Origin of the sequence: Micromonospora sp. BRA006-A (genome assembly GCF_033433935.1) — a bacterium.
GTDB lineage: Bacteria > Actinomycetota > Actinomycetes > Mycobacteriales > Micromonosporaceae > Micromonospora > Micromonospora aurantiaca.
On the sequence record NZ_JANCLW010000001.1, the window covers coordinates 5,835,794 to 5,861,335 of the forward strand.

21 protein-coding genes are annotated in these 25,542 nt (G+C 73.9%); 8 read left to right on the plus strand and 13 right to left on the minus strand.

The window, feature by feature from the left end:
• The first annotated feature begins 165 nt into the window (after positions 1 to 165).
• The 3 genes from NMK34_RS26565 to NMK34_RS26575 all read left to right on the plus strand — a co-directional run bounded on the left by NMK34_RS26565 (position 166) and on the right by NMK34_RS26575 (position 3,825).
• Positions 166 to 2,007: a PspC domain-containing protein gene (locus NMK34_RS26565; RefSeq protein WP_318335661.1), complete on the plus strand. Its 1,842-nt coding sequence runs from the start codon at positions 166 to 168 to the stop codon at positions 2,005 to 2,007.
• A gap of 20 nt (positions 2,008 to 2,027) precedes the next feature.
• A complete protein-coding gene (locus NMK34_RS26570) occupies positions 2,028 to 2,423 on the plus strand; it encodes a hypothetical protein (RefSeq protein ID WP_318336474.1) in 396 nt (131 codons plus the stop codon).
• Positions 2,424 to 2,577: 154 nt separating this feature from the next.
• Entirely contained in the window at positions 2,578 to 3,825 is a 1,248-nt protein-coding gene (locus NMK34_RS26575; protein ID WP_318335662.1) for a phosphatidylserine decarboxylase, read from the plus strand.
• A 57-nt stretch (positions 3,826 to 3,882) separates the two neighbouring features.
• Here NMK34_RS26575 and NMK34_RS26580 read toward each other — a convergent pair whose 3' ends face one another.
• The 3 genes from NMK34_RS26580 to NMK34_RS26590 form a co-directional block, all read right to left on the minus strand.
• The gene (locus tag NMK34_RS26580; protein WP_281600090.1) at positions 3,883 to 4,797 is read right to left on the minus strand and encodes a CDP-alcohol phosphatidyltransferase family protein; all 915 of its coding nucleotides are present in this window, start codon (positions 4,795 to 4,797) and stop codon (positions 3,883 to 3,885) included.
• A 345-nt stretch (positions 4,798 to 5,142) separates the two neighbouring features.
• Positions 5,143 to 6,054 carry an NUDIX hydrolase gene (locus NMK34_RS26585; RefSeq protein WP_318335663.1) on the minus strand — a complete coding sequence of 304 codons (912 nt, stop codon included), beginning with the start codon at positions 6,052 to 6,054 and terminating at the stop codon, positions 5,143 to 5,145.
• Between the two features lie 132 nt (positions 6,055 to 6,186).
• On the minus strand, positions 6,187 to 7,134 hold the full coding sequence (locus tag NMK34_RS26590) for an NUDIX hydrolase (protein WP_318335664.1): 948 nt from the start codon (positions 7,132 to 7,134) through the stop codon (positions 6,187 to 6,189).
• A 144-nt stretch (positions 7,135 to 7,278) separates the two neighbouring features.
• Between NMK34_RS26590 and NMK34_RS26595 the strand changes: the two genes are divergently transcribed.
• Positions 7,279 to 7,623, plus strand: a complete 345-nt coding sequence (locus tag NMK34_RS26595) for a PspC domain-containing protein (protein WP_318335665.1) — start codon at positions 7,279 to 7,281, stop codon at positions 7,621 to 7,623.
• Between the two features lie 6 nt (positions 7,624 to 7,629).
• On the opposite strand, the gene guaA is transcribed toward NMK34_RS26595, so the two are convergent.
• The gene (gene guaA / locus NMK34_RS26600) at positions 7,630 to 9,186 is read right to left on the minus strand and encodes a glutamine-hydrolyzing GMP synthase (RefSeq protein WP_318335666.1); all 1,557 of its coding nucleotides are present in this window, start codon (positions 9,184 to 9,186) and stop codon (positions 7,630 to 7,632) included.
• A 119-nt stretch (positions 9,187 to 9,305) separates the two neighbouring features.
• Positions 9,306 to 10,988, minus strand: coding sequence for a GMC family oxidoreductase (locus NMK34_RS26605; RefSeq protein WP_318335667.1), 1,683 nt, complete (start codon positions 10,986 to 10,988; stop codon positions 9,306 to 9,308).
• Between the two features lie 141 nt (positions 10,989 to 11,129).
• On the opposite strand from NMK34_RS26605, the gene NMK34_RS26610 reads away from it, so the two are divergent.
• Positions 11,130 to 12,233 (plus strand): LCP family protein, encoded by a 1,104-nt coding sequence (locus NMK34_RS26610; protein ID WP_318335668.1) that lies wholly within the window; start codon positions 11,130 to 11,132, stop codon positions 12,231 to 12,233.
• A gap of 4 nt (positions 12,234 to 12,237) precedes the next feature.
• Here NMK34_RS26610 and NMK34_RS26615 read toward each other — a convergent pair whose 3' ends face one another.
• The 4 genes from NMK34_RS26615 to guaB all read right to left on the minus strand — a co-directional run bounded on the left by NMK34_RS26615 (position 12,238) and on the right by guaB (position 17,982).
• A complete protein-coding gene (locus NMK34_RS26615; RefSeq protein WP_318335669.1) occupies positions 12,238 to 13,695 on the minus strand; it encodes a M1 family metallopeptidase in 1,458 nt (485 codons plus the stop codon).
• Between the two features lie 89 nt (positions 13,696 to 13,784).
• Positions 13,785 to 15,182, minus strand: coding sequence for a M1 family metallopeptidase (locus NMK34_RS26620; RefSeq protein ID WP_412098923.1), 1,398 nt, complete (start codon positions 15,180 to 15,182; stop codon positions 13,785 to 13,787).
• An 88-nt stretch (positions 15,183 to 15,270) separates the two neighbouring features.
• Positions 15,271 to 16,389 (minus strand): GuaB3 family IMP dehydrogenase-related protein, encoded by a 1,119-nt coding sequence (locus NMK34_RS26625; RefSeq protein ID WP_318335670.1) that lies wholly within the window; start codon positions 16,387 to 16,389, stop codon positions 15,271 to 15,273.
• 30 nt (positions 16,390 to 16,419) lie between these two features.
• Positions 16,420 to 17,982, minus strand: a complete 1,563-nt coding sequence (guaB, locus tag NMK34_RS26630; RefSeq protein WP_318335671.1) for an IMP dehydrogenase — start codon at positions 17,980 to 17,982, stop codon at positions 16,420 to 16,422.
• Positions 17,983 to 18,179: 197 nt separating this feature from the next.
• On the opposite strand from guaB, the gene NMK34_RS26635 reads away from it, so the two are divergent.
• The gene (locus tag NMK34_RS26635) at positions 18,180 to 18,584 is read left to right on the plus strand and encodes a DUF5319 domain-containing protein (RefSeq protein ID WP_194801374.1); all 405 of its coding nucleotides are present in this window, start codon (positions 18,180 to 18,182) and stop codon (positions 18,582 to 18,584) included.
• A gap of 12 nt (positions 18,585 to 18,596) precedes the next feature.
• Here NMK34_RS26635 and NMK34_RS26640 read toward each other — a convergent pair whose 3' ends face one another.
• Complete coding sequence (locus NMK34_RS26640; RefSeq protein WP_318335672.1) at positions 18,597 to 19,415, minus strand: response regulator transcription factor; 819 nt, start codon at positions 19,413 to 19,415, stop codon at positions 18,597 to 18,599.
• 252 nt (positions 19,416 to 19,667) lie between these two features.
• Here NMK34_RS26640 and NMK34_RS26645 point away from each other — a divergent pair, with 252 nt between their 5' ends.
• Positions 19,668 to 20,051, plus strand: coding sequence for a WhiB family transcriptional regulator (locus NMK34_RS26645; RefSeq protein WP_194801376.1), 384 nt, complete (start codon positions 19,668 to 19,670; stop codon positions 20,049 to 20,051).
• Between the two features lie 197 nt (positions 20,052 to 20,248).
• Here the strand turns inward: NMK34_RS26645 and NMK34_RS26650 are convergent, their stop codons facing one another.
• The 3 genes from NMK34_RS26650 to groES all read right to left on the minus strand — a co-directional run bounded on the left by NMK34_RS26650 (position 20,249) and on the right by groES (position 24,009).
• Positions 20,249 to 21,919: a sulfite oxidase gene (locus tag NMK34_RS26650; protein WP_412098924.1), complete on the minus strand. Its 1,671-nt coding sequence runs from the start codon at positions 21,917 to 21,919 to the stop codon at positions 20,249 to 20,251.
• Positions 21,920 to 21,980: 61 nt separating this feature from the next.
• Positions 21,981 to 23,624: a chaperonin GroEL gene (gene groL / locus NMK34_RS26655; protein WP_318335674.1), complete on the minus strand. Its 1,644-nt coding sequence runs from the start codon at positions 23,622 to 23,624 to the stop codon at positions 21,981 to 21,983.
• Positions 23,625 to 23,694: 70 nt separating this feature from the next.
• A complete protein-coding gene (gene groES, locus NMK34_RS26660; protein WP_018222648.1) occupies positions 23,695 to 24,009 on the minus strand; it encodes a co-chaperone GroES in 315 nt (104 codons plus the stop codon).
• A 254-nt stretch (positions 24,010 to 24,263) separates the two neighbouring features.
• On the opposite strand from groES, the gene NMK34_RS26665 reads away from it, so the two are divergent.
• On the plus strand, positions 24,264 to 25,496 hold the full coding sequence (locus NMK34_RS26665; RefSeq protein WP_318335675.1) for a class I SAM-dependent methyltransferase: 1,233 nt from the start codon (positions 24,264 to 24,266) through the stop codon (positions 25,494 to 25,496).
• The last annotated feature ends 46 nt before the right edge of the window (positions 25,497 to 25,542 follow it).

Here is a 25,542-nt window from a genome sequence, read left to right on the forward strand (position 1 = left end):
GTCGAGGCGGATTTGCCGGCGGCACGCCGACGCTCAGATCGTCACACGGTTGCGACGCCGCGGACCACGGGGACGCCCCGGAGTTTCACCGGCGGTGGATCTCAGGGTGGGGTCAGGGTCGGGTCCGGAGGCTGCTCGGGCGGCCGGGGCAGCAGTATCGAAGGCATGAACGAGGACGCTGCCCGTCCGCCCCGCCCCTGGGCGGCAGCACAGGACGCCCCGCCGCCGCCCCCGCCGGGAGCGGCGCCCACCACCGACCAGGCGAGCCCGCCGCCCGGCGGCGGCACGCCGTTCGCCGGTCCACCACCGGGTGGGTACGCCCCACCGCCCGGCGCCGCCGGCTTCACCACCCGGTACGGCCTGGTACGCCCCCGCGAGGGCCGCTACCTGGCCGGGGTGTGCGCCGCCATCGGCCGGGCCACGAACACCGACCCGGTGCTGTGGCGCGTGCTGCTGGCCGTGCTCGGCTTCTTCGGCGGCATCGGCATCATCGTGTACGTCGCCGGCTGGCTGATCATCCCCGGCGAGGGCGACACCGCCTCCCCGGTGGAGGCCATGCTCGGCCGGGGCCGGTCCAGCATGTCCCCGATCACGGTGATCGTGCTCGGCATCGTGGTGGCGCTCGGCTTCGCCTACGTCGTCACGGACGGGTTCCGGGCGATCCTGCTCGGCGCGGTGATCCTGATCGGCGGCGCGCTCCTGCTCAACCGCGAGCAGCGCGGCCCCGCGCAGCGGCCGGCTCAGCCGGTGCCGCCGCACGTTGCCCCGCCGGGTCCGGTGCCGCCGGTGGCCTGGCCCGCGCCGCCGGCCCCGGCGCCGGGTACGTGGACCGCGGCTCCCCCTGCGGCCCCCTGGACCGGCACACCCGCCGGACCGGCACACCCCGGCGCGGCGCCGTCCGGCGGCCTGCCCGCCGAGCCCGGCTACCCCCCGGCGTCCGCCTCCCCGGTGCCCGCCACCGAGCCGGGCTACCCGCCGGCGTCGGTGTCCGAGCCCGGCTACCCACCGGCGCTCTCGGCCGAGCCCGGTTCCGAGCCGGGGCACCCGGTCACGTCCGACGCGGAGCGCCCCTCCGGCTACCCGACGCTGCCGGCGCCGGGCTGGCCCGCTGCGGCAGGCACCCGGCCGGGCCCGTCCGAGCCGACGACGGTAGGGATGCGGCACGTGACCGGGCCGGTCGCCGACACCGCCGCCTGGCCCGCGTACGGCGGGAACCCGGGCGCGCGCGAGGCCGGTGCCCGGCTGGACGAGCCGGTCGCCGTGCCGCCGCCCGCGCCGGTGGGCGCACCGCTGCCGCCCGGCGGGTACCGGCCGCCGTTCGCACCGCACGGCCCCTACGCCGGATCACCGCCCGTCCCGCCACCGGTCCGGCCGCCGCGACCGCCGAAGCGGCCCAAGGAGCGCTCACCGCTCGGCGCGATCACGTTCTCGCTGATCTTCCTGGCGCTCGGCGTGGTGGCGATGCTCGACCTGCTCGACGTCTTCCCGGTCGGCGCCGCCGGCTACTTCGCCGCGGTGCTCGCGACCATCGGCCTCGGCCTGCTCGTCGGCACCTGGTTCGGCCGGGCCCGCTGGCTGATCGCCCTGGGCCTGGTGACCGCGGCCGCGCTCGGCATCGCCACGGTCGCCGAGTCCTACGACCGGGTACGCGGCATCGACGGCAACGTCACCTGGGCCCCGACCGACCTGCGCGACCTGGCGAACCGGTACGAGAACAACCTCGGTGACGCCACGCTCGACCTGCGCGGGATCGACTTCGACAAGCAGGACGTGCAGGTGACTGTCGACGTGAACCTCGGCAACGCGACAGTGGTCGTACCGCCGGACGTCGACGTGACCACGGTGGCCGACGTGAACGCCGGCGACGCCACCGTCTTCGGCCGGAGCAGCGGCGGGCTCGGCGGTCGTCAGTGGGAGACCACCGACGTCGGCGCCGACGGTCCCGGTGGGGGCAAGCTGCGCCTCTTCGTCCACGTGAACGCCGGCAAGCTGGAGGTGACCCGGTGAAGGCACACCGTACCGACGTCGTGTCGTTCGCTTTCGGACTCGTCTTCCTCGGCCTGTCCGTCTGGTGGCTGCTGGCCCGGATCCTCGGTCTCTCCGTACCGCCGGTCGGCTGGTTCCTGGCCGGTGGGCTGGTGCTGATCGGCCTGCTCGGACTGATCGGCGCGCTGCGCTCGGGCCGTGCACCGGAGCAACCCGCGCCGCCGTCCGCGCCGGACGTCACGGTCTCGGCGCCGTACGGCTCCCCCGCCGCAGGCACGGAGGCGGCCGCCGGCCCCGAGACGCCCGACGGCGCCGACGAGTGGGCCACCGAGGCCACCACGGACTCCGCGGAACCGGCCACCCGCGAACTGCCGGCGCTCGATCCACCGGCCGACGAGGCGGCGCCACAACGCCGTACGCCGGGGGATCCGGCCTGACCGCGCCACTGCGGCGCCCTCCGGACCCGGCCTATGCTGGTCGGCGGAGATCTCGCCTCCGCCGGCCGGCCCCGCCCCCGACCATGCCGGAGCCGCCGGTCGGGTCGCCGGAGCCGCCCCGTCCGTTCGCTATCTCGTCAGGAGCCCGTCCGACATGACCCAGTCCCCCGCCGTGCGCGCCACCGGTCCCACCGGTGCGGTCCGCATCGGCGAGCGCGCCGCCCGCACGCTCGTCAGCGAGTTCGCCCGGCGCAACGACCCGAAGGCCGGCCTGCTGGTCGGCGCGACCCCGGAGTCCGCGGTGCTGGCCGCCGCGATCGAGGCACTGCTGCCCGGCGACCGGCTCACCGTGGTGCCGGCGGAGGGCGCTGCGGCGGCCGCGCTGCGCGACCACGTCACCGCGCAGGGCCGCTGGGTCGCCGACCGGGTACGCGTGGTCGACACCCTCGCCGAGGCGGACGCCGCCGCGGTGGTGGTCGTCGCCGAGCCGTTCACCGGCAGCGCGGACGAGGCGCGCGTCGCGATCGACGGGCTGGCGAAATATCTGGCCGAGGGGGCGGTGCTGAGCGTCGCCGCGCCGCTGTTCCGCACCGGGGGCGCCGACGGTGAGCTGGACCGGCAGGGCGTGCTGCACGGCGTACGCAGCGACCTGGTGCTGCGCAACACCCCGCCGGTACGCGTGCACCACCTGCGGTTCACCCCGGCGCCGGTGGCGCTCGCGGCCTCGCTGTCCCCGGCGTACCGGCCGTCGAGCGTGCCGCTGACCCGGGGCATGCACATCGACTCCAACGGGGTGGCCGCGGCGGGCATCACGCTCGGCCTGGCCGCCCTGGCCCGGGCCGCGCGGCCGAAGTCGAAGCTCTGGCTGGTGCCGGCGCTGGCCGCCGCGCCGGTGGCCGCGTTCTTCCGCGACCCGGAGCGGGACGTGCCGGAGGACCCGTCGGCTGTGGTCGCCTCGGCGGACGGTCAGGTGCTCTCCGTGCAGCGCCTGCAGGACGAGCGCTTCGGCGACGGCGAGTGGCTGCGGATCGCGGTGTTCCTGTCGGTGCTGGACGTGCACGTCAACCGCGCCCCGGTGGCCGGCAAGGTGGTCGACTACTTCGTCGCCGACGGCGGGTTCGTCAACGCCATGAAGCCGGACGCCGAGCACAACGTGGCGGCGTACACGGTGCTGGACACCGACCACGGCACCGTCGTGGTGGCGCAGCGCACCGGGCTGATCGCTCGCCGGATCGTGCAGCGGGCGCCCGTCGGGTCGCTGCTGGCCCGGGGTGAGCGCTTCGGCCTGATCCGGTTCGGCTCCCGTACCGACGTCTACCTGCCGGCCGACGCCGCGGACCCGCTGGTCGGTCCGGGCGACAAGGTGGTCGGCGGCGCGACGGTGATCGCCCGCTGGCGCTGAGCGCCGGACACGAAGAAGGGGCGCCGCTACAGCGGCGCCCCTTCTGTCGTTCTCGGATCAGGCGGTACGGCGCTGGTGCAGCCAGAGCAGCGGCCCGCTGACCAGGTAGCCCACCACCACGAACGCGAAGGTGAGCCGGATGTCGACGAGCGCGCCGATCACCGGGGCCAGCCAGAGCCACGGCGGCAGCTTCAGCAGCCGGGCCAGCTTCGCGTACGGGAAGCTGGACACCATGGCGAAGGCGAGCAGCGCCACGCCGGCCACCATGACCAGGCCGGGGACCGGCACGCCGATCGCCACGGTCAGGGCGAGCACCGCCGCCGCCATGGTGGTCGGCACGCCGCAGAAGAAGCGGCCGTCCTTCGGCGAGACGTTGAACCGGGCGAGCCGGATCGCCGCGCAGGCGGCGACGAGCGCGCAGGAGACCGCGGCGGCCGCCGGGGGCACCGAACCGGCCAGCGAGGCGTAGACCACGACCGGCGCGGCGAGGCCGAACGAGCACATGTCGGCGAGCGAGTCCATCTGCGCGCCGAACGGGCTGGCCACACCGAGCTTGCGGGCCAGCGCGCCGTCGAGGCCGTCGAACGCGACGCACGCGATCAGGCAGATCGCGGCGAGCTGCACGTCACCGCGCATGGCCAGGAAGATGGCCAGCATGCCGAGCATGAGGCTGCTCAGCGTGCACGCGTTGACGAGCGCGAACTTGGCCCGGCGGGCGGCGGTGCGCTCACCCGGCAGGAGCGGGATCGACATCGCCGGGGACTCGTCGTCGACCGGGATGGCCGGGGCGAGCGCCGGGCTCACCGGGCGTACCGCTTCGATGTCGGTGTCGAGCCGGCCGTAGCGGATGCGCTGGCGGTCGGAGTAACGGTGGTCGGGGGTGACCAGGTCGGTCCCCGAGACGGCCGCGCCGTCCCGGCGGCCCACCCGGACCAGCAGCACCTGGCGGGCGAACGTGCTGCTGCGGCGCAACCTGCCCGCCCAGCGACGCCCTGCGGGGCGCGGACTGTCAGTCGTACGACGCCGGCGCCATGGGGCTCTCGGCACGTTTCCTCCATCACCGGATCGGCTGGCCGCCCACGGCGGGGCGGGTGTCCGGCTGTCTCGTGCCGGACCTTTCGAGTCCGGCAGCCCTTTTGCGGAGTACACCATTGCACAGGGGACAGGGGCTTGGCGATAGCTGCCGGCGGTACTTATATCTCCCTTAACCGCGCGAACCGCCCACTCATTCCCATCTCGGGCCTCAACGCCCGTTTTCGTCGGTCAGCCGTACTTCCGACTGTACCGGAGGTCACCCAGGGCGGCTCGGCGAGCGATTCAGCTCACCCGCTGCCCGGTGGCCCGGGCCGCCACGTCGGTCATCGACAGACCGATGACCTGCTCCCTGTCGAACCAGGCGGCCCGCGCGGTCGAGCCGCCGGCCAGCTCGGTCACCACCGCGTCGGTCGGCGCGTCCACCCGTACCCGGTAGATCACCCGGACGCCGTGCCAGTCCAGCGGGCGGCCCTCCGGCCCGAGCGCGGCCGGGTTGTGCAGGTTGTCCACGGCGATCAGGTCGACCACCCGGCCCAGCTGCCCGGCCTCCTCGACCAGCTCGCGCAGCAGCCCGGCGGCGGGCTGCTCACCGTGGTCGGTGCCGCCACCGGGCAGGTGCCAGCGGCCCGCGCCCGGATACCCGTCGGCGATCATGGTGAGCAGCACCCGGTCGGCCGGGTCGGTGACCAGCCCGTACGCGGCGAAGCGCTGCCGGCGGTCGGCGGACGGCCCGGCCGGTCCGGCGGGCAGCGTCCGGGGCAGGCCGGCCGGCAGCGGAGTCACCGGCAGACCGAGCAGCTCGGCGGTGAACGGCATCAGCGGCCGGGCCGCGGCCTCCTCGGGGACGAACCAGCCCACCTCGTCGCTGCCACCGGCCGGCTCGGGCCGCAGCCGCCCGCCGCGCGCCTCGACCTCGAAGATCAGCCGATCGGTGTGCAGCGCGATCCCGAGGTCGGCGAACGCGGCCACGTCGGCCACCGCGGCCCGGATCGCGCCGGGCGCCACGGTCAGGCCGGTCTCCTCGGCGAACTCGCGTACCACGGCGTCGGCCGGGTGCTCCGCGTGCTCGACGCTGCCACCGGGCAGCTGCCACACCCCCGGGTACGGGCACTTCGCCGAGCCACGCGCCAGCAACACCCGCCCCTCGGAGTCCCGCAGCACCCCGTAGGCCCCGACCCGCCGCCGCTGCTCCACCCGCACCACTCCCCCGCACCCGAGCGACCCACTCCGTCGATCATGAGGTTAGCGGTACCGAGGCGGACATTTCGCGCCGTCAACTTCATGATCGCCGGGGCGGGGGCCGGGGTGAGGGCCCGGGGTGGAGGGTCAGAGGAGGTGGGCGGCCTGGACTGCTTCGGCCGTCACCTCGGTGAGGCGGTCGGTGGGCAGGGCGCCCAGTTCCTCGCGGCGGAACCAGCGGGCCTCGCAGGTGGAGCCGCCGATGTCGGCCACGGTGGGCGGCGCGGGCTGGTCGACCACCACCCGGTAGAAGGCGCGTACGCCGTGCCAGTCGATCGGGTAGCCCTCCGGGCCGAGCGAGGCGGCGTCCCGGTGGCTGGCCACCCCGAGCAGCTCGACCAGGCGGCCGGTCTGGCCGGTCTCCTCGACCAGTTCCCGGATCAGCGCCGCGCCCGGCTGCTCGCCGTAGTCGGTGCCGCCGCCGGGCAGGTGCCAGCAGCCGGCGCCGGGGTAGCCGTCGGACACCCGGGTCAGCAGGACGCGCTCGTCCGGGTCGGTCACCACCGCGTACGCGGCGAAGCGCTGCGCCCGGTGCAGCCCGTCCGGGCCGGGGACGGCGTAGAACGAGGGGAACTCGGGCACCTCCTCCGGCACGATGTCGTCGGTGGAGGTGGGCAGGCCCAGGGCGCGTGCGGTGAACGACCGCAGCGGAAGCTCCCGGGCCTCGTCGAGGGTGAACCAGCGGGCCAGGTCGGTCGGCCGGTCGACCCGCTCGGTGAGCGTCCCGCCCCGGACCGACACGGTGTAGAGCAGCCGGTCGGTATGGATCGTGATGCGCCGCTCGGGCAGCGCCCGCATGTCGGCGAGCACGTCCTGGAGGCCGGCGACCGCCACCGAGAGCCCGGTCTCGGCCGCGGTCTCCCGGACGACTGTGTGTTTGGGGTCCTCACCGTGGTCGACCGCGCCTCCGGGGAGCGACCAGGTGCCGGGGGTGCCGGAGCGCTCCGATGCGCGGACCAGCAACACTCGGCCGTTTGAATCAGCACAAACTGCGTATGCCGCGATCCTGCGGAGCGGCTCCAGCGAGGTGGTCACGGGAGCAAATTCTCCCCGGAGCGGGTTACCGACATCGAAAAGAGTCAGATTCCTGACTCTCCGCTGGCGTCTCAGGGACGGTTCAGGGTAGGCGTCCGGGCGGTCACCGAGGTCGGCCGCCGCAGCGCGCGGGACCGTTGACACATGACCTTCCCGAATCCCTCGCAGGCCCCGTACAAGCAGCTCCGCCGACCGGTCAGCGACCGCATGATCGCCGGTGTGGCGAGCGGCCTCGGCCGCTACTTCGCCGCCGACCCCACGCTGATCCGGGTGATCTTCGCGACCGCCACGGTGCTCACCGGCGGGCTCGCCGCGCTCGCGTACCCGATCATGTGGTTCCTGATGCCCGAGGAGCCGGCCGGCGCGCCCGCCTGGCCGCACCCGCCGGGCACCGCGCCCGGGTGGCCGCCGGTCCCGCCGGCTACGCCGGGCGGGCCGCAGGCGCCGGCCGCGCCGGAGGCCGGACCGCAGACGCCGCCGGCGGCCTGAGCCGCGTCACTCCCACTCGATGGTGCCCGGCGGCTTGCTGGTGACGTCCAGGACCACGCGGTTGACCTCGGCGACCTCGTTGGTGATCCGGGTGGAGATCCGGGCCACCACGTCGTAGGGCAGCCGGGACCAGTCGGCGGTCATCGCGTCCTCGCTGGAGACCGGGCGCAGCACCACCGGGTGACCGTAGGTGCGCCCGTCGCCCTGCACCCCGACGCTGCGGACGTCGGCCAGCAGCACCACCGGGAACTGCCAGACGCCCCGGTCCAGACCGGCAGCGGTCAGCTCCTGCCGGGCGATCAGGTCGGCCTTGCGGAGCACGGCGAGGCGCTCCTCGTCGACCGCGCCGATGATCCGGATGGCCAGGCCCGGGCCGGGGAACGGGTGCCGCCACACCATCGCCTCGGGCAGTCCCAGCTCCAGGCCGATCGTGCGGACCTCGTCCTTGAACAGCGTGCGCAGCGGCTCGACCAGGGAGAACTTCAGGTCCTCGGGCAGGCCACCGACGTTGTGGTGGCTCTTGATGTTGGCGGTGCCGGTGCCGCCGCCGGACTCGACCACGTCCGGGTAGAGCGTGCCCTGCACGAGGAATTCCACGTCGCCGTGCGCGGCGATCTCCCGCGCGGCGGCCTCGAAGACGCGGATGAACTCCCGGCCGATGATCTTGCGCTTCTGCTCCGGGTCCGTCACCCCGGCGAGCGCGCCGAGGAACCGCTCCCGCGCGTCGACCACCTTGAGCTTGATGCCGGTCGCCGCGACGTAGTCCTTCTCGACCTGCTCGGCCTCGCCGGCCCGCAGCAGACCGTGGTCCACGAACACGCAGGTGAGCTGGTCGCCCACGGCGCGGTGCACGAGCGCCGCGGCGACCGCCGAGTCGACGCCGCCGGAGAGGCCGCAGATGACCTCCTTGTCGCCCACCTGCTCGCGGATCCGGGCGACCTGCTCGTCGATGATGTTCGAGGGCGTCCAGGTGGGCGCGATGCCGGCGATGTCGTACAGGAAGCGGGTGAGCATCTCCTGGCCGTGCGCGGTGTGCCCGACCTCGGGGTGGAACTGCACGCCGGCGCGGCGTCCCGCCAGGTCCTCGAACGCGGCGACCGGGGCACCCGCCGACTCGGCGGTGACGGTGAAGCCGTCCGGGGCCTCGGTGACGCAGTCGCCGTGGCTCATCCAGACCGGCAGGTCGGCCGGCAGGTCGCGCAGCAGCACGCCGGGCTCGGTCAGGCGCGGGCGCAGCGGGGTGCCGCCGTACTCGCGGTTGCCGGTGCGCGCGACGGTGCCGCCGAGCGCCTGGGCCATGGCCTGGAAGCCGTAGCAGATGCCGAAGACCGGTACGCCGGTCTCGAACATGCCGGCGTCGATCTGCGGGGCACCCGGAGCGTAGACGCTGGACGGGCCGCCGGACAGGATGATCGCGGCCGGGTTCTTCGCCAGCATCTCGGACACCGGCATGGAATGCGGGACGATCTCCGAGTAGACCTTCGCCTCGCGGACACGGCGCGCGATGAGCTGGGCGTACTGGGCTCCGAAGTCCACCACGAGGACGGGGCGAGGCGTGCTCATGTGCGCAAAGCCTACCGACAGTCACCGGGCCGCCGGACGCGCCCCGGCGGTGTGGCGGGGTGAATGTGTTAACAAGGGCCCCTTGCGCTACCGGAGGCGTTAATAAGGGGCCCTTCCTTTCACCGCAGGGCGGCGGGGGCGTGCGCGGGGACGGCAGGGCGCCGCGGCGGGACCGGCGCGACCCGGGTGTACGCCGACCCGAGCGCCGGACGCGGGTCCGCCTCGTCCTTGTTCGGCCAGTACGACATGGCCCGCTCGGCCTGCGCGCTGATCGTCAGCGACGGGTTGACGCCCAGGTTCGCCGAGACCGCCGCGCCGTCCACCACGTGCAGCCCCGGGTGGCCGTACACCCGGTGCCAGGGGTCGATCACGCCCTCGTCCGGGGTGGCGCCGATGACCGCGCCGCCGAGGATGTGCGCGGTCACCGGGATGTTGAACGGCTCGGTCACCGCCCCGCCCGGGGTGCCGCCGATCTCCTCGGCGAGCAGCCGGGCCGCGGTGTTGCCGGCCGGGATCCAGGTCGGGTTGGGCGCGCCGTGGCCGGGGCCGGAGACCAGCCGCCCCCGGCGGTAGCGGGTGGTCAGCGAGTTGTCGACCGACTGCATGACGAGCGCGATCACGGTGCGCTCGGACCACCGGCGCACCGACAGCATCCGCGCCGCCAGCACGGGTTGCCGGACGATGCTGCCCAGCCAGCGCCGGGCCCGGCGGGGACCGCCGTCGACGAGCAGCGACTGGAGCAGGCCCATCGCGTTGGAGCCCTTGCCGTAGCGGACCGGCTCGATGTGGGTCTGCGGGTCGGGGTGGAACGAGCTGGTGATCGCCACCCCCTCGGTGAAGTCGAGGCCGCGCTTCCGGGCCGCGCCGGGCGCCACCGAGGCGCCGAGGATGGCCTCGGAGTTGGTGCGGGTCAGCTCGCCCAGCCGGGGCGAGAGCGCCGGCAGCGCGCCGGTCGCCTTCATCTCGTGCAGCAGCCGCTGGGTGCCGAGCGCGCCGGCCGCGAAGACCACCTGGTCGGCGTGGATCACCTCGCGCCGCTTGCGCAGCCAGGCGCCGGTGCGTTCGGTGTGCACCGCGTAGCCGCCGGCCGGGTCGGGGCGGACGGCGGTCACGGTGGTCAGCGGGTGCACCTGCACGCCGAGGCGCTCGGCCAGCCAGAGGTAGTTCTTCACGAGCGTGTTCTTGGCGCCGTGCCGGCAGCCGGTCATGCACGATCCGCAGTGGCTGCACCCGGTGCGGTCCGGCCCGGCCCCGCCGAAGTACGGGTCGGCCACCCGCTCGCCGGGCCGCCCGATGTGCACCCCGACCGGCGTCGGGTGGTAGGTGTGCGCCACCCCCATCCGCTCGGCCACCGCGCGGACGGCCTGGTCCGCGCGGGTGTCGATCGGGTACGTGGTGACGCCGAGCATCCGTTTCGCCTGGTCGTAGTGGCGGGCCAGCTCGTCGCGCCAGTCGGTGATGTCCCGCCACTGCGGGTCGGCGTAGAACGCGTCGAGCGGCTCGTAGAGCGTGTTCGCGTAGACGAGCGACCCGCCGCCCACCCCGGCGCCGGAGAGCACCAGCACGCCGCCGCCGGCCTTGCGGTCGGCCGAGCGCAGCAGCGTGATCCGCTGGAGCCCGAAGCAGCCGAGCCGGGGCGCCCAGAGGAACCGTCGCGCCCGCCAGGACGTACGCGGGAACTCGTCGTCGGCGAAGCGCCGCCCCGCCTCCAGGACGCCCACCGTGTAGCCCTTCTCGGCCAGCCGGAGCGCGGTGACGCTGCCGCCGAAGCCCGAACCGATGACGAGCACGTCGTAACGCATGAACGCATCATTACCGACCGGTAGCTATGGCGCCAGCGAGTGTTTTTCGCAGATCATGCAGAGCGCTCGATTCGCCGGGATTCCCACCGCTGCAACCTCCGGCGGCTCCCGGCGCGTCGAACACCACGGGGAGGAACGAACGTGACGAGACGACGCCTGCTGGGCCTGGCCGCACTGGTGGCGGCGCTGCTGGTGGCCACCGGAGCGGTGGTGACCACCCGGCTGGTGGCGAACCGCCCGGCCGCCCCGGTCGCCGGCCCGAGCACCGCGCCGCCGCCGGCCTCACCGACGCCCGCCCCGACCACCGCCAGCCCGACACCCCCGCCCGGCGCCGACCTGAAGGGCCCGCTCAACCTGCTGCTCGTCGGCGTGGACACCCGGGTCAGCATCCCCGGCTGGGAGCCGCACGCCGACGCGGTGCTGCTGCTGCACGTGCCGGCCGGGCTGGACCGGGCGTACCTGTTCTCGCTCCCCCGCGACCTGGTCGTGGACATCCCCGCCTACCCGAAGGCCCACTACCCGGGCGGCCGGACCAAGCTCACCCACGCGATGAGCTACGGCAGCCGGGTGCCGGGCGACAAGCGCAACCCCAGCACCGCCCAGGGGTACGAGCTGCTGCGCACCACCGTCTCCCGCTACACCGGGCTGCGCATCGACGCCGGGGCGGTGATCACGTTCGGTGGCTTCGACAAGCTGGTGGACACGCTCGGCGGGGTCGACCTCTACGTGGACCAGCGGGTCGAGTCCCGGCACCGCCGCCCGGACGGCACCATGCGGACGCTGACCGGCGGCGGGTACGTCGGGCCGCAGATGGTCTACCAGAAGGGCACCCGGCACCTGACCGGCTGGCAGGCGCTGGACTACGCGCGGCAGCGCTACACCGCGGGCGGCGACTACACCCGGCAGCGGCACCAGCAGCAACTGCTCCGGGCGCTGGCCCGCAAGATCCTCGACCAGGGCACGGCCCGCGACCCGCAGCGGGTCGAGCAGGTGGTGGCCGCGCTGGGCAAGACCCTGGTGTACGCCGGGGGCGGCCGGAAGCTGATCGACTACGCGTACGTCCTGGGTGGCCTGCCGGCCGACCGGCTCACGCTCGTCGTGCTGCCCGGCGCCGGGGTGAGCAGCGGCGGCACCTACCGGGGTGAGCAGCTCAAGCCGCTCGGCCGCGACTTCCTCACCGCGCTGCGCGGCGGGCGGGCCGACGCGTTCCTGGCCGCCCACCCGGCGCTGCGGGTCAAGAACTGACCCCCTACAAGGGCTTGGGGGCGGGCGGGCGCTCGGTGCCGTACAGCCACGGGTCGAAGACCTTCGCCAGCTTCTTGCCGGATATCCGCTCGGCCAGCGCCACGAAGTCGGCGGTGGTGGCGTTGCCGTTCTTCCGCTCCGCGGCCCAGGTGCGCAGGATCGTGAAGAACGCGGTGTCGCCCACCGCCACCCGCAGCGCGTGCACAGTCATCCCGCCCCGGTCGTAGACCGAGCTGCCGAACAGGTTCGCCACGCCCGGCTTGCCCGGCGGCGTACGCCACACCTGACCGCCGGCGTTCGCGTAATTCTGCTCGAACGCGCGCTGCACCGTGGTCGAGCCGATGTGCTCGGCCCACAGCCACTCGGCGTACGTGGCCAGCCCCTCGTTGAGCCAGATGTCCTGCCAGCGCTGGATCGACACGCTGTTGCCGTACCACTGGTGGGCCAGCTCGTGCGCGACCACGCCGGTGTTGTCGCCCTGCCGGAAGAAGCTCGCCGAGTAGACCGGCCGGCTCTGCGTCTCCAGCGCGTACCGGATCCGCTCGTCGGCGATCACCACGCCGCCGTACGAGTCGAACGGGTACGGCCCGAAGACGCTCTCCAGGTAGTCGGCGACCTCGATCGTGCGCGCGATGGACCGGTCCGGCGCGCCCTCCGCCACCTGGGTGGTGACCGCGTTGTAGACCGGCCGTCCCTTGTGCTGCCCGGTGGTGACCCGGAACTTCCCGATCGCCACTGTGGTCAGGTAGCTGGCCGCCGGGGCGGTCTCCGACCACTTCCAGGTGGTCCAGGCGCCGCTTGTCGTCTTCCCCTTCGGCACGCCGTTGGAGACCGCCGTGAGTCCCTTCGGGACGGTGATCTCCATGTCGTAGGTGGCCTTGTCCGACGGGTGGTCGTTGACCGGGAACCAGGTGCTCGCCGACTCCGGCTGCCCGAGCGCGATCGCCCCGTCGACCGTGTGCAGCCAGCCGCCCTCGCCCAGCGACTCGGTACGCAGCGGCTCCGGCCGGCCGTCGTACCGGATCTCGGCGGTGAACCCGTTGCCCGAGGTCAGCCCGATCGCCGGGGTGATCACCAGCTCGTCCTCGGTGCGGCTGTGCCGGGCGGCGGTGCCGTCCACAGTCACCGAGCGGACGGTCAGCCCGGCCAGGTCCAGGTTGAACGCGGACAGGTCGGCGGTGGCGGTGGCCCGCAGCGTGGTGGTGCCGCTGAGCTTGTCCGTCTCCGGGTCGTAGCGCACCTTCACGGTGTAGTGCGCGACGTCGTACCCGCCGTTGCCGTAGCTCGGGAAGTACGCGTCACCGGCGCCGTCCGCGCCCGGCGCGAAGCTGCGTGAGGCCGCCGGCGTGGGGGCGGCCGGGGACGTCGGGCCGGGGTCCGGCTCGGCCGAACCGCAGCCCGCGACAAGCAGCGTGCCGCAGGTCAGCAAGCCGATCCGTCGTCGTGCGCCGCGCCGCGTCATCGCCTCGATCCCTCCCGGGGCCCGTTCGGCGGCCTCGCCCACGGGCCGCTCCGACCGCGGCAGCCTACCCAGGCGCGGTCACGCGTTCGTCACGGCAGTCCCGGCGGCGTGCCACCGGCCAGCCAGGCGTCCAGCAGCGCCCGCAGCGGACGTCCGGACGTGCGTTCGGCGTACCCGACGAAGTCGGCGATGGTGACGTTGCCGTCGCGGTGCTGCGCCAGCCAGCCGCGCAGCACGCGGTAGAACGTCTCGTCGCCCACCGCGCGGCGCAGCGCGTGCACCGCGAGCGCGCCCCGCTGGTAGACCGCGTCGCCGAACATCCCGGCCCGGCCCGGGTCGACTGTGGGCTTCGACCAGTCGGTGTCCGCGTACCGTTCGGCGACTGTCTGCGCCACTGTGCGCCCGCCGTCGTGCTCGGCCCAGAGCCATTCGGCGTACGTGGCGAAGCCCTCGTTGAGCCAGATGTCGCTCCACCGGGCCACCGAGACGCTGTCGCCGAACCACTGGTGGGCCAGCTCGTGCGCGACCACCTCGGTGTTCGGCAGGCCGTCGCGGAAGAACGCCGGCCCGTAGACCGGCCGGCTCTGCGTCTCCAGCGCGTACCGGATGCGTTCGTCGGCGACCACGACGCCGCCGTACGCCTCGAACGGGTACGGGCCGAAGCGCGCGGCCAGGAAGTCGGCGATCTCGCCGGTGCGGGCCACCGACGCGGCGGCCGGCCCGTCCGGCGGCAGCGCCGCGGCGACGGCGGTGACCAGCGGCTTACCGGCGTGGGTGCCGCTGCTGACCCGGTAGTCGCCGATCACCAGCGTGCTCAGGTAGCTGGCCATCGGCGCGCGCTCGGACCAGCGCCAGGTGGTCCAGCCGCCGCTTGCGGTCTTGCCCTGCGGCACGCCGTTGGACAGCGCGGCGAGCCCGTCCGGCACGGTGACCGCGAGGTCGTAGGTGGCCTTGTCCGACGGGTGGTCGTTCACCGGATACCACGTGCTCGCCGACTCGGGCTGGCCGAGCGCTATCGCACCGTCAGGTGTGGCGTGGAAGCCGCCGTCGCCGAGTTCGGCGTTGGGCAGCGGCTGCGGCACCCCGCCGTACGTCACGTCGATGGTGAACCGTTTTCCCGGCGGCAGGCCGCGCGGCGGCGTGACGATCAGCTCGGCGCCGTCGTGGCGGTGCTTCGCCGCCGCGCCGTCCACCCGCACCCGCTCGACGTCCAGCCCGGCCAGGTCGAGCTGGAACCGGGACAGCGCCCGGGTCGCGGTGACGGTCAGCGTGGCGGTGCCGGTGAGCCGGTCGCTCGCCGGGTCGTAGCGCACGTCCAGCGCGTAGTGGCCCACGTCGTAGCCGCCGTTGCCGGCCCCCGGCACGTACGGGTCACCGGCGTCCGCCGCGCCCGGCCGGAACCCGTTGCCGTCGTCACCGCCGGTGCAGCCGCCCAGCGCGAGCGCCGCCGCCACCAGCCCTGCCGCCCAGACCCGCCCCCGTCTCACCCGGCGAGCCTAGACGCGCGACGGCGCGGGCGGGGCCGGAACAGGTCCGCGCCGCGCGCCCGCGCCGTCATGCCGTGCTCAGCGGTGCTCAGCGGTCGAGGACGAGCCCGACCTTCTGGAACTCCTTGAGGTCGCGGTAGCCGCACTTGGCCATCGCGCGGCGCAGACCGCCGAAGAGGTTGAGCTGGCCGTCCGGCTCGTCGGCCGGGCCGAACAGCAGCTTCTCCATCGAGCCGAGCGGCTCGCCGGCCACCTCGAACGCGCCACGGGGCAGCGACGGGTGGCTGGCCGCGGAGTGCCACCAGGCGCCGCCGGCCGGGGCCTCCTCGCACAGCGACAGCGGCTCCCCGAGCATCACCGCGTCCGCGCCGCAGCCGAGCGCCTTGGCGACGTCGCCGGAGGTCTGCATGTCACCGTCGGCGATCAGGTGCACGTACCGGCCGCCGGTCTCGTCCAGGTAGTCGCGGCGGGCGGCGGCGGCGTCGGCGATGGCGGTGGCCATCGGCACCCGGATGCCGAGCACCGACTCGGTGGTCGACCAGTCGTCGCCGCCGATGCCCACGATCACGCCGGCCGCGCCGGTACGCATCAGGTGCAGCGCGGTCTTGTAGTCGGTGCAGCCGCCGACGACGACAGGCAGGTCGAGGTCGGCGATGAACTCCTTGAGGTTCAGCGGCTCGTCGGTGGTGGAGACGTGCTCGGCCGAGACGAGCGTGCCCTGGATGACCAGGATGTCCACGCCGGCGTCGAGGATCACCGGGGCCAGCGCCAGGGTGTGCTGCGGGGAGACCCGCACCGCCACCGTGCCGCCGCCCTCGCGCAGCTCGCGGACCCGCTCGGCGATCAGGTCGGGGCGGATCGGCTCGGCGTAGACCTCCTGGAGGCGCTTGGTAGCCCGCGCGTCCTCACCGAGACCGGCCAGCTCCTCCAGGATCTTGGCCGGGTTCTCGTACCGGGTCCACAGGCCCTCGACGTTCAGGACGCCGAGGCCGCCGAGCTGGCCGAGCCGGACCGCCGAGGCGGGGCTCATGGTGGCGTCGGAGGGGTGCGCGACGCAGGGGATGCCGAACTGGTACGCGTCGAGCTGCCACGCGGTGGAGACGTCGTCGACGTCCCGGGTGCGGCGGCTCGGCACGATGGCGATGTCGTCCAGGTGGTAGCCGCGCTGCGCGGTCTTGCCCAGCCCGATCTCGACCACGTCACGCATGAGGGACTCCAGGTGGTTGGGGGTGGTGGGTCAGCGGGAGTGGTAGTTGGGCGCCTCGACGGTCATCTGGATGTCGTGCGGGTGGCTCTCCTTGAGCCCGGCCGCGGTGATCCGGATGAGCTGGCCACGCCGGTGCAGCTCCGGGATGCTCTCCGCGCCCACGTACCCCATGGCGGCGCGCAGCCCACCGGTGAGCTGGTGGGCGACGGCGGACAGCGGCCCCCGGTAGGGCACCTGACCCTCGACGCCCTCCGGGACCAGCTTGTCCTCGGCGAGCACGTCCTGCTGGAAGTAGCGGTCCTTGGAGTAGGACTTGCCCTGGCCGCGCGACTGCATCGCGCCGAGCGAGCCCATCCCCCGGTACGCCTTGTACTGCTTGCCGTTGATGAAGATCAGCTCACCGGGGCTCTCCTCGCAGCCCGCGAGCAGGCTGCCGAGCATCACCGTGTCGGCGCCGGCCACCAGGGCCTTGGCGATGTCGCCGGAGTATTGAATGCCGCCGTCGCCGATCACCGGCACGCCGGCCGGGCGGGCGGCACGGGCCGCCTCCATGATCGCGGTGATCTGCGGTACGCCGACCCCGGCCACGATCCGGGTGGTGCAGATGGCGCCCGGGCCGACGCCCACCTTGACGCCGTCCGCGCCGGCCTCGACGAGCGCCTTCGCGCCCGCGTACGTGGCGATGTTGCCGCCCACGATGTCGATGCTGACGTCCCGCTTGAGCCGGGCGACCATCTCCAGCACGGCGCGCTGGTGGCCGTGCGCGGTGTCCACGATGACGACGTCCACGCCGGCGTCGACCAGGGCACGGGCCCGCTTGTAGCCGTCCTCGCCCACGCCCACCGCGGCGGCGACCCGGAGCCGGCCCGCGTCGTCCTTGGTGGCGTTCGGGTACTGCTCGCTCTTGGTGAAGTCCTTGACCGTGATCAGGCCGCGCAGCTTGCCGCCCGCGTCCACGATCGGCAGCTTCTCGATCTTGTGCTGGCGCAGCAGGCCGAGCGCGTCGTCCTTGCTCACGCCGACCGGGGCGGTGATCAGCGGGGTGCGGGTCATGATCTCGCGGACCGGCGTGGCCGGGTCGGAGACGAACCGCATGTCGCGGTTGGTGACGATGCCGACCAACTGGCCCTGCCCGTCCACCACCGGCACGCCGGAGATGCGGTAGCGGCCGCAGAGCGCGTCCACCTCGCGCAGCGTGTCGTCGGGGCTGGCGGTCACCGGGTTGGTGATCATGCCGGACTCGGAACGCTTCACCAGGTCGACCTGGAGCGCCTGGTCCTCGACGGAGAGGTTGCGGTGCAGCACGCCGATGCCGCCCTGGCGGGCCATGGCGATCGCCATCCGCGCCTCGGTGACCGTGTCCATCGCGCTGGACAGCAGCGGCACGGTCAGCTCGATGTTGCGGGTGAGGCGGGTGCGGGTGTTGACGCGGCTGGGGACGACGTCCGACTCGCCCGGCTGCAGCAGGACGTCGTCGAAGGTCAGCCCGAGCGGCACCACGCGGGCCGAACCCGCGGGCAGCTCGGGCAGATGGCCACCCAGCTCCCCGCCGTCGGCGCCGGCCGGGATCTCGGTGCTGGGCGAATTCTCCACGATTGCTCCCCTGAGCTGGTCGAACGGGCTGCAGCGAGGCGGCGCGCGGGGGCACCGGCAGGCGCCGGGTGACGGCGCGTCGCCTCATCGTACCCACCTACCCGCCCCGGCCCGGGCAGCGGCGGGCCCGAGGGTAGGCCGGGCCACAGCACGGGCTGGGGCGGGCTTTCCGGCGGCTCGGGGTCTACGGTGAGGGGGTGCACGACGAGCCCATCGACCCGTTCAACGGCGACCCGGCCGATCCGGCTGCCGGCCTGCACGATCCCGGCGACGACGACGCGCTCGACCCGTTGACCGAGGTCGAGCGCCAGGACGTCCTGGAGGATCTCGCCGATCTGGAGATCTACCAGGCGTTGCTCCAGCCGATCGGCGTACGCGGCCTGGTGATCGAGTGCGAGGACTGCCGCGAGCCGCACTACTTCGACTGGGATCTGCTCCGCGGCAACCTGCGCCACCTGCTCAACTCGGGGCGTCCCCGGGTGCACGAGCCGGCCTACGACCCGGACCCGGACCACTACGTGAGCTGGGACTACGCCCGCGGGTACGCCGACGGTGTGCACGACACGCTCACCGAGGGCACCGACGACTCCGCGCAGGAGTGACAGCCGGGCGAGTCAGGCGACCAGGCCCGCCCGGAACCCGGCCGCGACGGCGTGCGCCCGGTCGCGCGCGCCGAGCTTGCGGAACAGCCGCCGGGCGTGCGTCTTGACCGTGTCCTCGGAGACGAACAGCTCCCGCCCGATCTCCGCGTTGCTCTTGCCCTCGGCCATGCCGAGCAGCACCTGAAGCTCCCGCTCGGTCAGTCCGATCGCGCTGCGCGGCGTCCGCGCCGGTCGCTGGACCGCACCGGCCCGGGGCGCCTCCGCGCCGTCGGCCGCCGCCGGGTCGTCCGGGTCCTCACCCCGCTGCACGGGCACCACTGTGGGCAGGCCCGCGGCGTCCACCGGGGCCGTCGCCGGCCAGCCGGGCCCACCCTGGGTACGCCCCGGCACCGCCGGCCGGGTCGGCCCGCCCACCGCCGCCGCGTCCCGGGCGGTGTCCGCCACCCGGTTCCTGTTGCTCCGCCCGGGGGCGGACAGCAGCAGCAGCGCCTTGGCCACAGCGCTGGTCAGGTCGTGGTCCGCGTTCTGGATCAGGCCCCGCGCTCCGGCGCTGATGGTGGCCGCCGCCGACTCCGACTCCTCGGCGCCGAGCAGCAGCACCGCCGCCTGCGGGGCGCGGGCCAGCACCCGCCGGACGAAGCCGGCGCTGTCCGGGCGGGTCAGCGCGGTGTCGGCGAGCACCACGTCCACCGGACGCTCCGCGAGCCGCAACATCACCTCCGGATCGGAGACGGCCGTCCGGACGACGCCGGACAGCCCGAGCCGCGCCGCCGCGGAGGTCAGATGCTGGGCCGCCAATGGTGTCCGAACGCACACAAGAACACTACGCACAGTGGTCTCCTCTCCGACTCAGAGCAGACCATGCGGAGGTGGGGTCGGGAGGGGGTTCCGGGCAATCATCCGAACTTTTCCGACAGATGGGGCATATGCCGCCTAGTGTCCGACGTTTTCGATCACAGATGTGTGAGGCGCGGACCGCTCGGGTACCGAGGGGTTCATCCGGAACCGGCATCCCGCGCGGACCGCCGCCCGGTAGCTGGCAACGAACATTCTCCGCGGTGCCGCGCGGGAGGAGGGGTGCTGATGTCGAACGTACGTAGGCTGCCTGGACCGATCGACGAGCTCTGGGACTGGCAGCGGCTCGGAGCCTGCCGTGGCCGCGACAGCGCGCAGTTCTTCCACCCGGACGGCGAGCGCGGCTCCTCCCGGCTGCGCCGCGAGACCGGCGCCAAGTCGGTCTGCCGCGCCTGCCCGGTACGCGCCGAGTGCGCCGCCCACGCGCTCTCCGTGCGCGAGCCGTACGGCGTCTGGGGCGGGTTCAGCGAGTCCGAGCGGCTGCGGCTGCTCGCCCTCGGCTGGGAGGACCTGGCCGACCGCCGGCAGACCAAGGTGGACATCGCCCGGCTGGAGGCACGCCTCGGCCGCCCGCACAACACCGCCGTGCCGGACCAGCGCAAGGTCGCCTGACCGGTTCCACGACCCCCGACGCCGCGCCCCGCAACCCCGGGGCGCGGCGTCGTGTCGTCCCGCCCCGGCCCGGCCCTCCGCGTGATCAACACCAACTCGGCGAGGTGGCCATATCACTGAGCCTTTGATGCCACCACGTCGGGGAACTGGTGTTGATCAAGCCCTGGTGGTGGGCTTCCTGTCTGGGGCGGCGGTGGTCAGGCGACGGTGACCCGGACGGTGTGCCAACCCGTTGCGCCGTCCGGGGCGACCGGAGCGCGCTGTTCCGTCTGGGTCTCACCGGTCGTGTCCGTCGCCCGTACCTGGAGCGTGTGCTCGCCCGGCGTCGCGTCCCACCGCCACGACCACTGCACCCAGGTGTCCGCCGACACGGCAGGTGCCAGTGTCGCCTCCTGCCAGGGTCCGCCGTCCACGCGGACCTCCACGCGGCTGATGCCGCGGTGCTGCGCCCACGCCACACCGGCCACCGTCACCGGGCCGGCGGACGGGCGGCTGCGGGGCCGGGGCGTGTCGATCCGGGACTGCGTCTTGATCGGGCCCTGCGCGGACCAGCCGCGCGGCACCCAGTACGCGTCGAAGTCGGCGAAGCTGGTCAGCTCCAGCTCGGTGAGCCACTTGCAGGCCGACACGTACCCGTAGAGCCCCGGCACCACCATCCGCACCGGGAAGCCGTGCTGGATCGGCAGCGGCTCGCCGTTCATGCCGACCGCGAGCAGCGCGTCCCGCCCGTCGCGCAGCACCGAGGTGGGCGTGCCGCAGGTCCAGCCGTCGACCGCGCGCCCCACCACCTGGTCCGCGCCCTCGTCCGGGCCGGCCTCGTCGAGCAGTTCCTTGATCGGTACGCCGAGCCAGCGCGCGTTGCCGATCAGGTCGCCGCCCACCTCGTTGGAGACGCAGGCCAGCGTCACGTACCGCTCGACCATCGGGCGGGCCAGCAGGTCGTCGAAGCTCAGCTCGATCGGGTTGCGTACCCGCCCGTGGATCCGCAGCCGCCAGGTGGCCGGGTCCACCTGCGGCACCACCAGCGCGGTGTCGATCCGGTAGAACTCCCGGTTCGGCGTGACGTACGGCGCGAGCCGGGGCAGCGACAGGTCCGCCCCGGCCGGCACCTGCGGGGCGGGCGCCACCGGGGCGGGCAGCGTCACCGCCTCCCGGGCCGCCGACACGCCACGCCGGCCGGCCAGCCAGTGCCCGCCCAGCCCGGCCACCGCAGCAGCGCCGGTGAGCAGCCCGGCGCCGCGCAGGAACCGCCGCCGCGACTCCGCGTCGTCGTCGTGCCGGACCGGCTCCCAGCCACCCGGGGTCTTCTCCTCCCCCGCGAGCGCGGCGACCGCCGGGGGCGGTGCCGGCTGCGTGGCCACGCCCCGGCCGGGCCCCAGCGGGCCGGCCACGAACGCCCAGAGCGTCAGCGCGCCCAGTCCGCCGCCGACCAGCGAGGGCAGCGCGTCGAACGCGTCCGCGCCGGCCCGGGTCAGCGCGGCGGCGACGCCGAGCACCGTGAACGCGGCGACGCCGGCCAGGCCGATCACCAGCCGCCGGGCCGCCGCCAGGCCGAGCAGCGCCCCGAAGGCGGCCAGCAGCAGCGCCGTCCCGGCCAGCAGGGCGATCTTGTCGTACGTGCCGAAGACGTCGATGGCGAACTGCTTGAGCGGCTCGGGCACCAGGTCGACGACGAGTCCGCCGACGGCGACGAGCGGCGCGGACCGGGGACCGGTCAGGACCGCCACGGGTTCGGCGGTGCCGAGTGCCACCACTGCGGCGACGACACCGGCCGGCGCCGCGCGGCGGCGGGAGAGGGTGCTCACGGCACCCAGTCTGATCGACCCGCCGGTCCGGCTGCCAATTCCGTCAGCGTTCCGTAAGGACATACGCGTCAGGGCACACCACCGGGTCGGCGGTGTGCCCTGACGTCGGGCCGTACTGCTCGTGTCAGAAACCCGGGCCGTGCTGGTGGCCGTGGCCGTGCGAGTGGCCGTGCCCACCGGCGGCCGGCTCCGGCTCGGCCGGCTTCTCCACCACGAGGCTCTCGGTGGTGAGCAGCAGGCCGGCGATCGAGGCGGCGTTGCTGACCGCGTTGCGGGTCACCTTCACCGGGTCGATGATGCCGGACTTGGCCAGGTCGACGTACTCGCCGGTGGCGGCGTCGAGGCCGTGGCCCCAGTCCTGGCCGACGACCTTCTGCACCACCACGTAGCCGTCGTGGCCGGCGTTCTGGGCGATCCAGCGCAGCGGCTCGACGAGCGACTTGCGCACGATCGAGACGCCGACCTTCTCGTCACCGGTGAAGCCCAGGTCGTCGTCGAGCGCCGGCAGGATCTGGGCCAGGGCGGCACCGCCACCCGGGACCGTACCCTCCTCGACCGCGGCCTTGGTCGCGGCGATGGCGTCCTCGATGCGGTGCTTGCGCTCCTTCATCTCGACCTCGGTGGCCGCGCCGACCTTGATCACGGCGATGCCGCCGGAGAGCTTCGCCAGCCGCTCGGCCAGCTTCTCCCGGTCCCACTCGGAGTCGGAGGCCTCGATCTCCTTGCGGATCTGCGCGACCCGGTCGGCGACCTCGGCGGCCTGCCCGCCACCGTCGACGACAGTGGTGTTCTCCTTGTCGACCACGACGCGGCGGGCGGTGCCCAGCACCTCCAGGCCGACCTGGTCGAGCTTGTAGCCCAGCTCCGGGGCGACCAGCTCGGCGCCGGTGAGGATCGCCATGTCCTGGAGCATCGCCTTGCGGCGGTCGCCGAAGCCGGGGGCCTTGACCGCGCAGACCTTGACGGTCTTGCGCAGCGCGTTCACCACGAGCGTCGACAGGGCCTGGCCCTCGACGTCCTCGGCGACGATGAGCAGCGGCTTGTTGTTCTGGAGGACCTTCTCCAGCAGCGGCAGCAGCTCCTCGATCGCCGAGATCTTCTGGGTGGTGATCAGGATGTACGGGTCCTCCAGGACCGCCTCCTGCGCCTCCAGGTCGGTGACGAAGTTCGGGGAGATGAAGCCCTTGTCGAACTGGAGACCCTCGGTCACCTCCAGCTCGGTGGTGAGCGCGGAGCCCTCCTCGACGGTGATGACGCCGTCGCGGCCGACCTTCTCCATCGCCTCGGCGATCAGCTCGCCGATCGCGGCGTCCTGCGCGGAGACGGTCGCGACGTGCGCGATCGACTCCTTGCTGGAGACCTCGACGGCCTTGCCGAGCAGCGCCTCGGAGACCTTGGCGGCCGCCGCGTCGATGCCCCGCTTCAGGCCGGTCGGGTTGGTGCCGGCGGCCACGTTGCGCAGGCCCTCACGGACCATGGCCTGGGCCAGCACGGTGGCGGTGGTGGTCCCGTCGCCGGCGACGTCGTTGGTCTTCGTCGCCACCTCCTTGACCAGCTGCGCGCCGAGGTTCTCGTACGGGTTGGTGAGCTCGATCTCCTTGGCGATGGTCACGCCGTCGTTGGTGATCGTGGGCGCACCGAACTTCTTGTCCAGGACGACGTTGCGCCCGCGCGGGCCGAGGGTGACCTTCACCGCGTCCGCGAGGGCGTTGACACCGTGCTCCAGCAGGTGCCGGGCGTCGTCCGAGAAGCTGAGGATCTTCGCCATCAGTATCCCTTCGAAGCGACGTTGCCCCGGCCCGGCGAGCCGGACCGGGGCAACGACACTGATCGGTTGCTTACTTCTCGATGACCGCGAGGACGTCGCGGGCGGAGAGCACCAGGTACTCCTCGCCGGCGTACTTGACCTCGGTGCCGCCGTACTTCGAGTAGAGGACGGTGTCGCCGACCTTCACGTCGATCGGCACGCGGTTGCCCTTGTCGTCGATCCGGCCCGGGCCGACAGCGAGGACGGTGCCCTCCTGCGGCTTCTCCTTGGCGGTGTCGGGGATCACGATGCCCGAGGCGGTGGTGGTCTCGGCCTCGTTCGCCTGGACCACGATGCGGTCCTCGAGCGGCTTGATCGCAACCTTGGTCGCGGTAGTCACGGGCATACCCTCCCGGGTACTTGGTGTCGTTGCCGGCCGGCACGCCGACCAGCGTCAATCTGCCACATGCCACCGGGCGGGGCCGTCGTCGCGGGTGCCGGTCCGCCTGGCGCTCAACCCCCGGGCACGAGGCTCGGGCGTTGGCACCCTCAGGGTGAGAGTGCTAATCGCAGGTTATTCCTCGGCTAGCACTCCGTCAAGGAGAGTGCCAACGCGTCGCCCTCCGTGTCGCGCCGGAACCGGACCGGGAGAATGAGCGCGTGGATCTCGACCAGCTCGCCGCGCTGCGTACCCCCGAGGGCTCGGCGGCGCTCGCCGCGGCCGAGCGGGTGGCCGGCGGCGACCCGCTGGCGGCGGCGGCCGCGCTGCGCTCGGCCGGCATCCCCGGCGGGCTCGCGGCCGCGGCGCTGACCCAGGCGGAGCTGCGCCGCCGGGCGGCCGGCAAGTTCGGCCCGGTCGCGGCCGGGATGTTCCTCACCCGGGCCGGGCTGGAGCAGGCCACCCGGCGCGCGGTCGCGGACCGGCGCGCCGCACGGCTGCGCGCCGGGGACGTGACCACGCTGGCCGACCTCGGGTGCGGGCTGGGCGCCGACGCGCTCGCCGCGGGCCGCGCCGGCATCCGGGTGTACGCGGTGGAGGCCGACCCGCTCACCGCCGCGATGGCCGCCGCGAACGCCGGGGCGGCCGGGCTCGCCGACCTGGTGACAGTCGAGTGCGGTGACGCCACGGCGTTCGACGTGAGCCCTGTCGACGCGGTGTTCTGCGATCCGGCGCGGCGGCGGGCCGGCACCGGGCGGCGCGTGTTCGACCCGAACGCCTACTCGCCGCCGTGGGACTTCGTCACCGGCCTGGCCGCGCGGGTGCCGCGCACAGTGGTGAAGGTGGCGCCCGGGCTGGACCACGCGCTGATCCCGGCCGGCGCCGAGGCGGAGTGGGTGAGCGTGGACGGCGACCTGGTCGAGGCCGCGCTCTGGTGCGGCGAGCTGGCCGAGGTCCCCCGCCGCGCCACAGTGCTGCGCGAGAAGGAAGGGCCCCTTCTTAACGCCTCCGGTAGTAAAAGGGTCCCCTCCTATCAGCTCACCGGGACCGGGGTGGTCGAGGCACCGGTGGGGGCGGTGCGGCGGTTCCTCTACGACCCGGACCCGGCGGTGGTACGCGCCCACCTGGTCGCCGAGCTGGCCACCGACCTAGACGCCACGCTCGCCGACCCGTCGATCGCCTACCTGTACGCAGACGAGGCCCGGCCCACCCCGTTCGCCCGCTGCCTGGAGATCACCGACGTGCTGCCGTTCTCGCTGAAGCGGCTGCGCGCGCTGCTGCGGGAGCGGCGGGTCGGCCGGGTCGAGATCCGCAAGCGCGGGTCGGCGCTGGAGCCGGAGAAGCTGCGCCGTGACCTGCGGCTCTCCGGCGAGGCGGCGGCCGACCTGGTGCTTACCCGGGTCGCGGGCGACCCCACGGTGCTCGTCTGCCGGCCGGTTCCGGCGGGCGGCTGACCCGCGGCGCGCGGTTTCGGCTCGCGGTGGGCCGACGACCGGGCTA

Excerpts from the sequence above, each read along its gene's own strand:
- NMK34_RS26565 (WP_318335661.1), top strand. The coding sequence starts at position 166 with ATGAACGAGGACGCTGCCCGTCCGCCCCGCCCCTGGGCGGCAGCACAG.
- NMK34_RS26595 (WP_318335665.1), top strand. The coding sequence starts at position 7,279 with ATGACCTTCCCGAATCCCTCGCAGGCCCCGTACAAGCAGCTCCGCCGA.
- NMK34_RS26615 (WP_318335669.1), bottom strand. The coding sequence starts at position 13,695 with ATGACGCGGCGCGGCGCACGACGACGGATCGGCTTGCTGACCTGCGGC.
- NMK34_RS26605 (WP_318335667.1), bottom strand. The coding sequence starts at position 10,988 with ATGCGTTACGACGTGCTCGTCATCGGTTCGGGCTTCGGCGGCAGCGTC.
- NMK34_RS26650 (WP_412098924.1), bottom strand. The coding sequence starts at position 21,919 with ATGTCCTTACGGAACGCTGACGGAATTGGCAGCCGGACCGGCGGGTCG.
- groES (WP_018222648.1), bottom strand. The coding sequence starts at position 24,009 with ATGCCCGTGACTACCGCGACCAAGGTTGCGATCAAGCCGCTCGAGGAC.
- groL (WP_318335674.1), bottom strand. The coding sequence starts at position 23,624 with ATGGCGAAGATCCTCAGCTTCTCGGACGACGCCCGGCACCTGCTGGAG.
- NMK34_RS26575 (WP_318335662.1), top strand. The coding sequence starts at position 2,578 with ATGACCCAGTCCCCCGCCGTGCGCGCCACCGGTCCCACCGGTGCGGTC.
- NMK34_RS26645 (WP_194801376.1), top strand. The coding sequence starts at position 19,668 with ATGTCGAACGTACGTAGGCTGCCTGGACCGATCGACGAGCTCTGGGAC.
- NMK34_RS26625 (WP_318335670.1), bottom strand. The coding sequence starts at position 16,389 with ATGCGTGACGTGGTCGAGATCGGGCTGGGCAAGACCGCGCAGCGCGGC.
- guaA (WP_318335666.1), bottom strand. The coding sequence starts at position 9,186 with ATGAGCACGCCTCGCCCCGTCCTCGTGGTGGACTTCGGAGCCCAGTAC.